This window comes from Streptomyces sp. NBC_00154 (assembly GCF_026342835.1).
Taxonomy (GTDB): Bacteria; Actinomycetota; Actinomycetes; order Streptomycetales; family Streptomycetaceae; genus Streptomyces.
In genome coordinates this window covers 4395413-4408360 of the sequence record NZ_JAPEMI010000001.1, presented here as the reverse complement: position 1 = coordinate 4408360, position 12948 = coordinate 4395413, and the positions used below count along the sequence as shown (strand labels likewise).

The following is a 12948-nucleotide window of genomic DNA, read 5'->3' as shown; positions in this document are numbered from 1 at the left end:
GATGTCGCAGATGCACCAGGAGACCGCCTTGTCGAGGTGTCCCAACTGCGAGGAGCCGCTGGAATCGGGCGACCTGTTCTGCGGTGCGTGCGGGTACGACCTGTCGGTCGTACCGGCGCCGCCGGAGGATCACCCGACGATCGCGATGGCCGCGCCCGTGGAGGGCCGCGCGCCGGGCGGCCCGGCGGCTTCCGGGCCGGGCGCGCCCACCGCGGCGGCCTCGGGTTCGGTCGAATGGTCGGCAGCCACCGTGGCCGACCGGTCCGAGCCGCCCGCGCCGGGCGATGCCCCGGTACCTGCTCCCGCAGGGGTCCGCTTCGACCGTCCGAACACCTCGGGCTCCGACTCGGACGACTTCGAGCTGGCGGCGCCCGTCACCCCCGACCCCCGTACCTTCGCGGGCGCCGCCTTCCCGGAGGCGGCCCTCACCCCGCCGGACGGCACCAAGCTGTGCGTCGCCTGCCGCGCCGGTCATGTCGACCCCGACGGCTACTGCGAGAACTGCGGTCACGCCCAGCCCCGCGAGCGCGACCACATGGAGCAGGAACTCGGTTCGGTGGCGGCCGTCAGCGACCGGGGGCTGCGCCATCACCGCAACGAGGACTCGTTCGCCGTATCGACCACCGCCCTGCCGGACGGCTCACCGGCCGTCGTCGCGATCGTCTGCGACGGCGTCTCCTCCGCGAGCCGCCCCGACGAGGCCTCCGCCGCCGCCGCGATCACCGCCAACGAGTCACTGCTGGATTCGCTGCCGCGCGGCGTCCACCCGCAGCAGGCGATGCACGAGGCGATCGTCGCCGCCGCCGAGTCGGTCAACTCCCTGGCCCACGACGACGGCCGGGCCCAGGAGCACGATCCGCACCACCATCAGAACGCCCCGGCCTGCACCCTGGTCGGTGCGGTCATGGCGGGCGGCCTGCTGGTCGTCGGCTGGGTCGGCGACAGCCGCGTCTACTGGGTGCCGGACGACCGGACCACCCCGCCGGCCCGGCTCACCGAGGACGACTCCTGGGCCGCGCAGATGGTGGCCACGGGCCTGATGAACGAGGCCGAGGCGTACGCGGACGAGCGCGCCCACGCCATCACGGGCTGGCTCGGCGCCGATGCGTACGAACTGGAGCCGCACACCGCTTCGTTCAAACCGGACCGGCCCGGTCTGGTGGTGGTGTGCACGGACGGGCTGTGGAACTACGCGGAGTCGGCCGTCGAAATGGCCGCCGCCGTCCCCCCGGACGCGCACGAACGACCGCTGCACGGCGCCCAGGTGCTGGTGGGTCACGCGCTCGACGGTGGGGGCCACGACAACGTAACAGTGGCTCTGCTGCCGTTCGCGGTACCGCCGCAAGGGGCAGGATCGGCCTACAGCACCGCTTGAGTCCTGTTGAGTCCGGTTCCGTCCGTCCGTTCGCCCACTGCGACCTTTTGCCAGCTCTGCCACCTTCGCCAGGAGCCGATCAGATGGCCAACTTCTCCAAGTCCCACGTGCCGCAGTTCTCCGTCGAGGTGTACCAGAACGAATATCTGCCGGAGGGCGGCCGCGAGGTCAACGCGATCGTCACGGTCACGTCGACCGGCGGCGGCACCACCGGCGGCGTCCCGCTGACCGGTGCGACCGCCTCGCCGGCCCATGTGCCGGGGCAGGGGCCGAACGCCGCCGTGGTGATCATGGTGGACTGTTCCGGCTCGATGGACTATCCGCCGACGAAGATGCGCAACGCCCGCGACGCGACGGCCGCGGCCATCGACACCCTGCGCGACGGCACGTCGTTCGCCGTGGTCGGCGGTACCCACGTCGCCAAGGAGGTCTACCCGGGCAACGGCCGCCTCGCCACCGCCGACGCACAGACCAGGGCCCAGGCCAAGGAGGCGCTGCGTCGGCTCAGTGCGGGCGGCGGTACGGCGATCGGCACCTGGCTGCGGCTTGCCGACCGGCTGCTCGGCGCCGCCGATGTGGACATCCGGCACGGGATCCTTCTCACCGACGGCCGCAACGAGCACGAGTCGCCCCAGGACCTGCGGGACGCGCTCGAGGCGTGCGCGGGCCGATTCACCTGTGACGCCCGCGGCGTCGGCACCGACTGGGAGGTGAAAGAAGTCACAGCCATAGCCTCCGCGCTGCTCGGCACCGTGGACATCGTCGCCGATCCGGCGGGGCTCGCCGCGGACTTCACGCAGATGATGGAGAACGCGATGGGCAAAGAGGTCGCGGACGTGGTGCTGCGGCTCTGGACGCCCGTCGGAGTCGAGATCAAGTTCGTGAAGCAGGTCGCGCCGACGGTCGCCGAGCTGACCGACCGGCGCACCGACGCGGGCCCGCGCGCCGGGGACTACCCGACCGGGTCCTGGGGCGACGAGTCCCGCGACTACCACGTGTGTGTACAGGTGCCGGAGGCCGGGATCGGGCAGGAAATGCTCGCGGCCCGTGTCTCCTTGATCCTCCCCGACCCGTCGGGGACTGCGGCTCCGCAGACGCTTTCGCAGGGGTTGGTGCGGGCGGTGTGGACCGACGACATGGTGGCGTCCACCTCGATCAATCCGCAGGTCGCGCACTACACGGGCCAGGCCGAACTAGCACAAGTCATCCAACAGGGGCTCGAAGCGCGCAAGTCGGGAGACTTCGACGGCGCGACGGCGAAATTGGGCCGTGCGGTGCAGCTGGCATCGGCCTCCGGGAACGCTGACACTGCGAAACTGCTTTCGAAGGTGGTGGACGTCGTCGATGCGGCGACAGGTACTGTGCGACTGAAGGCGAAGGTGGCGGAGGCCGACGAGATGACCCTCGAAACGCGCTCCACCAAGACCGTTCGCGTGAAGAAATGACCTGATGGCCGACCGGCAGCCGGCCGGCTCGGCGACCTGGCGAAGCAACAGAGATGACGGCCCCCGGGGCCGGACGAGGAGAGGGGGAAGCGCCGACATGCCGACCTGCCCGAACGGACACCAGTCGGGTTCCGACGACTGGTGCGAGGTCTGCGGCCATCGCATGGCCGGCGCGGGCGCGCCCGCGGGTGCAGTCCCACCGCCGCCTCCCCCGCCGCCCGCTCCCGGTTACGGCTACCCGCAGGGCCCCGGCCCCGATGCGACGCAGCAGGCGGAGCTCTGCCCGCAGTGCCGCACCCCGCGTGAGGCGATGGCGCCGTTCTGCGAGGAGTGCCGGTGGAACTTCCTCACGAACACGGCGACGTCGTACACCCCGCTGGCCCCGCAGCCCGGGGGCCCCGGTGGCCCGGGTGCCGGCGGACCGGTGCCCGGTCTGAACCTGCCGCCCGGCTTCCAGGCGCAGCAGGGTCCGCCGCCCCCGCCGCCGCAGCAGCGCGATCCGTTCGAATACCAGAGCTCGCGGCCCTCGCAGGTGAACCGTCCGGCCGAGCCGCTGTCCGGTCCCGGCAGCCACCCGGGTCCTCCGGGACCGGGTCCGCAGCAGCCGCCGAACCCGTTCCAGCAACAGGGCCCGCCGCCCCCGCCGAACCCGTTCCAGCAACAGGGCCCGCCGCCCCCGCCGTCCTTCCAGCAGCAGACCGCGCCGCCGCAACAACAGGTTCAGCAGCCGGGTGGTGACGACTGGATGCTGCCGCCGCCCTCGCAGCCGCAGGCACCGCAGGCTCCGCAGCCCCCGAGGCAGCAGCAGTCGCCGCCGTTCCAGAGCCACGTCCCGAACCAGGCGCCCGCGAACTGGACGGCGGTCATCGCCCCGGACCGTGAGTACTTCCTGGCGATGATGCAGCGCAGCGGCCCCGAGGCGACCGGGCTCAACCTGCCCGCGTACTCCCCGGAGCAGCGCCTTCCGCTCACCGGCAACCAGATCACCATCGGCCGTCGTCGGCACAGCACCGGCGAGTCCCCCGATGTCGATCTGTCCGTGCCGCCGGAGGACCCGGGGGTCTCGCACCAGCACGCGGTGCTGGTGCAGCAACCCGACGGCAGCTGGGCCGTGGTCGACCAGAACTCCACGAACGGCACCACGCTCAACGGCGCCGAGGACCCGATCCAGCCCTACGTCCCCGTTCCGCTCCAGGACGGCGACCAGGTGCACGTCGGGGCGTGGACGACGATCACCATCCGGCGCGGCTGACCGGAACGCTCAGTCCGTGAGGTCGGCGGACAGTGGCCAGGCGTACGGCCCCTCCGGGTCGTCCAGCCAGGCCCACTGCCGCCCGTCCCGGACCGTGATGCCGAACCTCGCCCGCTCGGGGCGTCCCTCGCGCTGCCAGAGCGAGAGGGCCTCGCGCGGGTCGAGAGTGGGCTCGGTCAGCGTCAGCAGGAACAGAAACAACTCGTTGTCGGCCACCCGCCTCGGCAAGCCCGCGGTGTGCGGGTGGCGCACCGGTGGTGGCACCGCCCCGCGCAGCGGCACGAAATACGCGGGCGTGTGCAGGAACCGCCCCTCGGCGGACCTTCCGTGCGCCGTCTCCCGCACCCCCAGCATGATCAGACCGGTGGCGAACGGCGCCAGGATCCGGGCCCCCGGCCTGCACTGCGCCAGCCATGCCTGCGGTACCGACGGCAGGGTGCAGGTAGCGATGATCCGGTCGTACGGGCCCCGCTCGGGGCAGCCCCGCGCCCCGTCCCCGGTGATCACCGTCGGGTGGTGGCCGGCCGCCGCGAGATGCCTGCGGGCCGACTCCGTGATCTCCGGGTCCAGATCGATGGTGGTCACCGCGTCGTCGCCGAGGCGGTGAGCGAGCAGCGCGGCGTTGTAGCCGGTGCCCGCACCGATCTCCAGGACGGTCATGCCGTCCGCCATCTCCAGCTCCTCCAGCATCCGGGCCATCATCGACGGCTGACTGCTCGACGAGACGAGCTCACCGTCCCGGATCCGGGTGGCCAGCGCCTCGTCCGCGTACGCCCCGTGCAGCCACCGGGTCCGCCGGGCCGGATCGGGGTCCTCGCACCAGAGCCGCTCGGGCCCGCCGGTCCCGGTCACGAAGTAGTACGGCACGAACAGATGGCGCGGCACCTCCTCGAACGCGGCACGCCAGGCGGGGTCCTTCAACGCACCGCGCGCGACCATTTCCTGCACCATCGCCCACCGGGCCCCGGCGCCGGCCTCCGAGAACTGATCGAGGTATGGGCCCATACCTCCACTCTCCCGCTCGCGCCCGCCGGAAGCGACGAGGCGCACAGTGACCGTCCGGGCCCGGGTCCTAGGACCCAGGTCCTCGGCCGGTGCGTCTGCGACCATGGACGGGTGACAGAGAATCCGCACGACACGCTTCAGGAGCAGACCTTCTACGAGCAGGTCGGCGGCGAGGACACCTTCCGGCGCCTGGTCCACCGCTTCTACCAGGGGATTGCCGAGGACCCGCTGCTGCGGCCGATGTATCCCGAGGAGGATCTGGGGCCGGCCGAGGAGCGGTTCACGCTGTTCCTGATCCAGTACTGGGGCGGTCCCCGGACGTACAGCGAGCAGCGCGGTCACCCTCGGCTGCGGATGCGGCACGCCCCGTTCCGGGTGGACCGGGCCGCACACGATGCCTGGCTGAGCCGGATGCGGGTGGCTCTCGACGAGCTCGGGCTGTCCCCCGAGCACGAGCGGCAGCTGTGGGACTACCTCACGTACGCCGCCGCCTCGATGGTGAACACCGAGGGCTGACGGCTCAGCCCCGTTCTCCCTTTTCTCCCCTTCCCGCACCTTTCTCCCCCCTTCCCGCACTCATGCACCGTGCGGAATGCGGTGCTCCGCCGCCGCATAACGGTCACGATCCCATCAAGGTGCACCTGTAAGCGGTTTCCAGAGGTGGGTGCGCTCTGAAAGCATCCTGGGAGCGTCGGGGGGCGTGTGGGGTGACAGTGTCGAGGGGGCCAGGTGACGGGGTTCGTCTTTCTGCGGGTGAGGGCGCATCGGCTCCTTCTCGCCGCAGCCGTCCTGGCCGTCCTGCTCACCACATCGGTGCTGGCGGCACTCACTGCCTTCTCCGGCTCCATCGGCGACGCGGCCCTGCGCCACACGCTCACCCACCGCTCCGCCGCGTCCGCCTCGCTCGTCATCTCCGCGCAGGTGGAGCGCGAGCAGCGGGAAGCGGCTGACGCCACCGCGCGCAAGGCCGCCCATGAGACGTTCGACAGCCTGGCGGTGACCGTACGGACGCTGGAGGCCTCGGGGCCGTACGCCCTGCCGCGCAGCCTGCAGGCTCCGGCGGCCCGGCGCGGCGATCCCGATCTCACCCGGTTCGCCGCGCTCGACCGCAGCCGCGTCCGTCTCACCGCCGGCCGCATGCCCGGCGCCGGGAGCGGGAAGAGCGGCGCCCCCGTCGAAGTGGCCCTGCCCTCCGTCGCCGCGGATGTCCTGAAGCTGAAGCCCGGCGCACAACTCACGCTCACCGACCGGCTCGCCGACGGCACCAGGCTGCCGGTCCTGATCACCGGCCTCTACGAGGCGGCCGACCAGGCCGACCCGTACTGGCAGTTGGACGAGCTCGGCGGGCGCGGCATCCGCAAGGTCTTCTTCACCACGTACGGTCCGCTGCTCACCGATCCGGCGGCGCTCGACTCCGGGCGGATCAGCTCGGGCGAGATGTCGTGGCTGGCCGTCGCCGACTTCCGTACCGTCACCACGGACCGCATCGACGCGCTGCATACCGCATCGACCAGGGGCCCGAAGGCGCTCCTCGCCACCCCGGAGTTCAAGGACGGGGCCCTCGCGCAGACCTTGCTGCCCACCGTCCTCGACCAGATCGACCGGGCGCTGCTGGTGTCCCGCTCGACCCTGATGATCGTCGCCGTGCAGCTGGTGCTGCTCGCCGGTTACGCGCTGCTGCTCGTGGCCCGGTTGCTGAGCAGTGAGCGCGGCGGCGAGACGGAACTGCTGCGGGCCCGCGGCGGTTCGCGCGGCCGGATCACCTCGCTCGCCGCGATCGAGGCGCTGCTGCTGGCGCTGCCCGCCGCGGTCGTCGCCCCGCTGCTGGCCGGGCCGCTGACCCGGCTGCTGGCGGACCGCAGCGAGCTGACCCGGCTCGGGCTGCGGCTCGACGCGGGCGCGACCGGCACCGTGTGGCTGGTGGCCGCCGCCGTCGCGCTGGCCTGTGCGCTGGCCGTCGTCGCGCCCGCGCTGGCGGCCAGCGCGGGGGTGCGCAGCCGTACCCGGGCCGCCGCGCTGCCCGGGCCGGTGCGCGCGGGCGCCGACATCGGACTGCTGCTGATCGCGGCGGTGGCGTACTGGCAGCTCGACCGGCAGACCGGCAGCTCCGGCAGCGGTGCGCTCAGCGGTGACCGGGAGGGCGATCTCGGCGTCGATCCGCTGCTCGTCGCCGCGCCCGCGCTGCTGCTGCTCGCGGGCACCGTGCTGACGCTGCGGCTGCTGCCGCCCGCAGCCAGGCTGGCGGAACGTCGAGCGGCGGGCGGTCGGGGGCTGTCCACCGCGCTGGCCGGCTGGCAGTTCAGCCGCCGCCCGCTGCGCGGCGCCGGACCGGTGCTGCTGCTGGTCCTGGCTGCCGCGATGGGAATGCTGGCGATCGGGCAGAGTGCGTCCTGGGACCGTTCGCAGGGCGACCAGGCCGACTTCAGGACCGGCGCGTCGGTGCGCACGGTCGGCGGAATCAACGGCGATCCGACGAAGGCCGGGGCATACGCACAGCTGCCGGGGGTACGGGAGGCGGCGCCCGCGTTCCGTACGACGGTGGATCTGTCCGGCGACCGCACGGCGGACGTGGTCGCCCTGGACACCGCGCACGCCGACGAGCGGATGCTGATGCGCGACGATCTCGCCGGCGAACCGGTGGACCGGCTGCTCGGCGCGCTCGAACCGCCGAAGACCGCGCGGACCGGGCTGCTGCTGCCGAAGGGCAGCAGGGAGATCAGGTTCGACCTGCGGATCACCGTGGCCTCCGCACCGCACCGGGCGTCGCCGTCCGGCATGGCCCCGCTGGTCACCGTGGAGCTGGAGGACCGTTACGGCATTCCGTACCAGGTGCTCGTCGGACCCGTGCCGGCCGATGGCCGGGCGCATCCCCTGTCGCTCGCAGTGGCGGCCGCCGGTGAGCTGGCCGTGACCGGGTTCGAGCTGGACAGCAGGCAGCCCGTCGACCGTGCCGAGACACACCGGGTCGCCGTGAGCCGGCTGCGGACCGTGACCGCGGACGGCACCGAGCAGCCGGTCGCCGTCCCGACCGGGTTCCGCTGGCGGGCCGCCCTGACCACCAGTCTGCTCAACGAGACGCGGCCGGGCACCCCCGTCCAGGCGGCCGCGTCCGACCGGGACCCGCTGACGCTCGGATACGACACCGGGTCCGTGCCGGTCGATGAAGCGGACTACGGGGTGCCGACGCTCAACGTGCGGGTCGCTGCGGCCCGCGCCGAGGCCCCATCGCTCCGCGGGGTCGCCACCGACAGCTATCTGAAGGCGTCCGGGGCGAAAGTGGGGCAGGACGTCGATGTCACGCTGGCCGGCGAAACGGTCCGGGTGAAGATCGTGCGGACGGTCCGTCAGGTGCCCACCACCGGGCCGGGCGGCGCCGCCACCCCCACTGCCGCCGAGGCGTCCCGGCAGCGGGACGGCGGTGCGCTGCTGCTCGACTTCAGAGCCCTCGGCCAGGTGTTCGCCGACCGTCCGAACGCGGTCCTCACTGCCACCGAATGGTGGCTGAGCACCGAACCCGGCCAGGCCGGGAAGGTCGCCGCCGCACTCCGCGAGCAGCCCGACACCGACCCGGCGCAGGTCCTGGTCCGCGACGAGGTGGCCCGGGATCTGCTGGGCGACCCGCTGGGTGCCGGACCGCAGTCCGCGCTGCTCGCGGTGGCGGTCGTCGCCGCCGCGCTGGCAGCGGTCGGCTTCGCGGTGAGCGCTGTCGGGTCGCAGCGCGAACGGTCCGCCGAATTCGCCGTGCTGCGGGCGCTGGGGGCGCCGCGCCGCGGGCCGGCCCGGATGATCGCCGCCGAGCAGGGCGTGCTGATCGCCATCGCGCTGCTGGTCGGGTTCGCGCTCGGTGCCGTACTGACCAGGGCCGTCGTGCCACTCATCGTGCTGACCGGGCAGGCCGCCCAGCCGGTGCCGCCCGTGCTGGTGCAGCTGCCGGCCGGGCAGGTCGCCGCGCTGCTGGCGGGCGTCGCCGTGCTGCCGCTGCTGATCGTGGCGGCGATCGCCCTGCGCCGCGCCGACCCGGTGACTTCGCTGCGCCACCAGGGGGACAACTGACATGAGCCCACGTTCCGACAGCGGTCGTTCCGCAGGCGTCGCCCGGGCCGCGGCCTGTGCCCCGTGGGTCCGTACCCGGCTGCGCACCGCGCCCGCGGCCGCCTGCGCGCTCGGGTTGCTGGTGCTGGTCACAGCATTCCTCGCCGCCGCGTTTCCACGGGCCGTCGACGCGTACGAGAGCAAGGGGCTGCGCCACGACCTGATCGTCGAGGACCCCAGGCGGAGCGTCCTGGAGCTGACCGCTCCGCCGCCCGCCCTGGGCGTAGAGGCGGAGCGCGCGGTCGCGGTGCGCAAGGCGGCGCTGGGCGCGGTCCACCGCAAGGTGCTGGCCCGGCTGCCCGAACCGGTGCGCGCCGACGCCTTCCAGTCCTCGTACGGCATCCGCACGACGGAGCCGATCGCCGCCGGGGAGAAATGGCTGCCCCGGCCCAGTGGCCTCGACCCCAAGCTGACGTACGCGACCCCGTCGGCCCTGCCGGCCCACGCCAGGCTGCGCGACGGCGCCTGGCCCGCCGTCCACGGCGAGGTCACCACTACGACCAAGGAGGTCGAGGCCGCGGTCACCGAAGAGACCGCGAAGACCCTCGAGCTCAAGGTGGGCTCGACGATCGCGGTACCGACCCGGGGCGACGAGCCGCTGACCGTACGGATCACCGGCATCGTCGCCCCGAAGCTTCCGGGTGCCGCCTACTGGTCGTTCGAGCGCCTGCTGCGCACCCCTTCGCTGGTCCCGGCGGACGTCAGGCAGGCCCCTCCCCGTTACTACTGGATAGCGGCCCTGCTGCTGCCGCCGGACGCGGCGCCCGCCCTGCTGTCCACGACCGGTGCGCCCGAGCCGTACTGGCGGATCGCGCCGGACGCCTCCCGGCTCACCGCGCTCGACGTGGACCGGCTGCGCTCCCAGGTGGCGTCTCTGGAGAGCGGTCCGGAGCTGCTGAAGCTCCGGGCGCTGGCCGGTCCGGCGGCGACACTGACGACCGATCTGGACGTGGTCCTCACCCGGTACGACGCATTGCGTTCGGCGATCAGCCCGGTCGTCACGGTCGCCGCCGTCGGGATCGGCGCGGTCGCCGCCGTCGTGCTGCTGATGACGGGCGGCCTGCTCGCCGCCCGCCGCCACAGTGAACTGGCCCTGCTGCGTTCACGCGGCGGATCGTTGCGCGGCATCGGTGGGCGGCTGCTCGCGGAGACCGCGGTGACGGCGGTGCCCGCGGCGGCTCTGGGTCTGCTGCTCGCCGTTGCCGCCGTCGGCGGGGCCCGGCTGTGGCCAGCGGTCGTGGGGGCCACAGCCGTCGCCGTACTGGTCTGTGTTGCCCTGCCGCTGGGTACGACGCTCGTTCACCGCAGACCGCAGCTGCACGGCGCCCGCGACGACATGATGACCGCCCGCCCGTCGCGGCGGCGCACGGTTGCCGAACTCACCGTGCTGGTGCTGGCCGTCGGCGCGGTCGCCGCGCTGCGCCGCCGCGGCACCGCCGCGGGCGGCGGTACGGACTTCCTGGTCAGCGCCGCTCCGGTGCTGGTCGGGCTGATCGCGGCGCTGGTCCTCGCCCGCCTGTACCCGCTGCCGCTGCGGCTCGCCTCCCGCACCGTCGCACGGCTGCGCGGCGCGGTCGGCTTCCTCGCACTGGCCCGTGCCGGGCGCGCGTCGGTGAGTGGCGCACCGGCCCTGCTGGCGCTGCTGGTCGCACTGACGACGGCGGCGTTCGGCGGCTCGGTGCTGGCGGGCGTCGCGGACGCCCGGGACGATGCGGCGGTGCGGATCACCGGTGCGGACGCGCGGATCAGCGGCGAGGGCGATGCGATGCCGCTGCCGGACCGGCTGGTCCGGGACGTCCGGAAGGCGGGCGGTGTACGGGATGTGGCGCCGGTCCAGATCGAGTACGGCGTACCGCTGCCGTCCAACGACGCCGGCATCGAGGACGCGAAGGGCGCCGCGCTGGTCGGTGTCGATCCGGGGACGTACGCGAAGCTGGCGCGCGCGACCGGTTTCGGATCGTTCCCCGCAGACCGGCTGAAGGCCACCGGAGCGGCGCCCAGGAAGGGCACGCTGCCGTCGAAGGACCGGGTGCTGCCCGTCCTCGCCTCACCGGCCGTGGCAGAGCGGCTCGGCGAACGGCCGCGCGACATCCACTCGCAGGCCGGGGACTTCAAGGTGCGCGTCGTCGGAACGGTGACGCGCACACCGGCTGTCGACAGCGCCGGCTTCCTGATCGTCGACGCCGCGTCCCTCACCCACCGGCAGACCACCGCCCTGCTGGTCACCGGCGGCTCCCCGGACGCGAAGGCGCTGCGCGCGGCCGCGCACCGGGCGGGCTCGACATTCTCCGTACACCTGCGGTCCGAGGAACGCGCGGCGTTCGTCGACACCCCCATGCAGTCGGGCGCCGAGCGGATCTACGCGGCGGCGATCACGGCCGGCGCAGGCTACGCACTGCTCGCCGTGCTGCTGTCGCTGCTCCAGACCGCTCCGGAACGCACCGCTCTGCTGGCCCGGCTGCGGACCATGGGCCTCACCGTCCGGCAGGGCCGACGGCTCCTCGGACTCGAGGCGATGCCGCAGGCGCTGCTGGCCGCCGTCGGCGGACTGCTCGTCGGCTGGTCGACGATCGCTCTGCTGGCACCCGGCGTCGACCTGGTACAGCTGGCGCTGTCCAGCGGGCCCGGCTCCGACGCACTCGACACCGCTCCGCTGCGGGCCGACCCGTGGTCGCTGGCGCTGCCGGCGCTCGGCGTGGTCGCCCTCGCCGCCACCGTGGCAGCCGTACAGGCCTGGTTGGCCGGGCGCCGTGGATCGATCACCGAACTCAGGGCAGGAGACACCCGATGACGTCGTCGACGACCGAGACCACTCTGGCGGAGCTCGAACAGCGGGCCGCCGCACGCCGCGACCGGCCCTCGTACGGGCACGACGCGCTGATCGCCTGCGATCGGCTGGTCCGCATCTTCAGCGCGGACGGGGTGGAGGTGCAGGCCCTCCAGGGCCTCGATCTGCTGGTCACCGAGGGCGAGTTGATGGCGCTCGTCGGGGCGTCCGGCAGCGGCAAGTCGACCCTGATGAACATTCTGGCGGGCCTCGACGTGCCGACGGCCGGGTCGGCGAAGGTCGCGGGCTGCGATCTGCTGTCGATGGGCCCGAAGGAACGGCTCCGCTACCGCCGGGACGTCGTCGGGTTCGTCTGGCAGCAGACCGCCCGCAACCTGCTCCCCTACCTCACCGCCGTCCAGAACGTCACGCTGCCCATGCAGCTGCGCGGCCGCGGCCGGAGCCGCGAACGCGCCGCGCGCGCCGAGTCGCTGCTGCAGATGCTGGAGGTCTCGGACTGCCGCGACCGGAGGCCCGCGCAGATGTCCGGCGGCCAGCAGCAGCGGGTGGCGATCGCGGTGGCGCTCGCCAACAATCCCTCGGTGCTGCTCGCCGACGAACCGACCGGCGAGCTGGACTCGGCGACGGGCGAGCAGGTTTTCGCCGCGTTCCGCCGGGCCAACGAGGAGCTGGGCACGACGATCGTGATCGTCACCCACGACCAGGCGGTGGCGGGCGAGGTCCGCCGTACGGTCGCCATCCGCGACGGCCGTACGTCGTCCGAGGTGCTGCGCCGTACGGAGGTGGACGCGGCGACGGGCCAGGAGTCCCAGGTGGCCCACGAGTACGCGATGCTCGACCGCGCGGGGCGACTGCAACTGCCCGCCGATTACACGGAGACGCTCGGGATGGAGCACCGTGTGATGCTGGAACTGGAGCAGGACCACATCGGGGTGTGGCCGGACGACCAGCAGCGCGGATAGCGGGCGCCTCTCCCGCAGTTCCGCTGTGG

8 protein-coding genes are annotated in these 12948 nt (G+C 73.2%); 7 read left to right on the top strand and 1 reads right to left on the bottom strand.

What is annotated here, in order from left to right:
• Position 1 precedes the first annotated feature (1 nt).
• From OHA03_RS19750 to OHA03_RS19740, 3 genes are all read left to right on the top strand, one after another.
• Positions 2-1375, top strand: a complete 1374-nt coding sequence (locus OHA03_RS19750; protein ID WP_267005144.1) for a PP2C family serine/threonine-protein phosphatase — start codon at positions 2-4, stop codon at positions 1373-1375.
• Between the two features lie 83 nt (positions 1376-1458).
• Positions 1459-2820 carry a VWA domain-containing protein gene (locus OHA03_RS19745; RefSeq protein WP_267005143.1) on the top strand — a complete coding sequence of 454 codons (1362 nt, stop codon included), beginning with the start codon at positions 1459-1461 and terminating at the stop codon, positions 2818-2820.
• Positions 2821-2917: 97 nt separating this feature from the next.
• A complete protein-coding gene (locus OHA03_RS19740) occupies positions 2918-4072 on the top strand; it encodes an FHA domain-containing protein (protein ID WP_267005142.1) in 1155 nt (384 codons plus the stop codon).
• A 9-nt stretch (positions 4073-4081) separates the two neighbouring features.
• Here the strand turns inward: OHA03_RS19740 and OHA03_RS19735 are convergent, their stop codons facing one another.
• Positions 4082-5077 (bottom strand): methyltransferase domain-containing protein, encoded by a 996-nt coding sequence (locus OHA03_RS19735; RefSeq protein ID WP_267005141.1) that lies wholly within the window; start codon positions 5075-5077, stop codon positions 4082-4084.
• Positions 5078-5188: 111 nt separating this feature from the next.
• Between OHA03_RS19735 and OHA03_RS19730 the strand changes: the two genes are divergently transcribed.
• The 4 genes from OHA03_RS19730 (at position 5189) to OHA03_RS19715 (ending at position 12919) form a co-directional block, all read left to right on the top strand.
• The gene (locus OHA03_RS19730) at positions 5189-5593 is read left to right on the top strand and encodes a globin (protein WP_267005140.1); all 405 of its coding nucleotides are present in this window, start codon (positions 5189-5191) and stop codon (positions 5591-5593) included.
• Between the two features lie 213 nt (positions 5594-5806).
• Positions 5807-9130, top strand: a complete 3324-nt coding sequence (locus OHA03_RS19725; protein WP_267005139.1) for an ABC transporter permease — start codon at positions 5807-5809, stop codon at positions 9128-9130.
• A 1-nt stretch (position 9131) separates the two neighbouring features.
• Positions 9132-11960 (top strand): FtsX-like permease family protein, encoded by a 2829-nt coding sequence (locus tag OHA03_RS19720; protein WP_267005138.1) that lies wholly within the window; start codon positions 9132-9134, stop codon positions 11958-11960.
• The gene (locus tag OHA03_RS19715) at positions 11957-12919 is read left to right on the top strand and encodes an ABC transporter ATP-binding protein (RefSeq protein WP_267005137.1); all 963 of its coding nucleotides are present in this window, start codon (positions 11957-11959) and stop codon (positions 12917-12919) included. The genes OHA03_RS19720 and OHA03_RS19715 overlap by 4 nt, the downstream gene beginning before the upstream one ends.
• Positions 12920-12948: the final 29 nt, after the last annotated feature.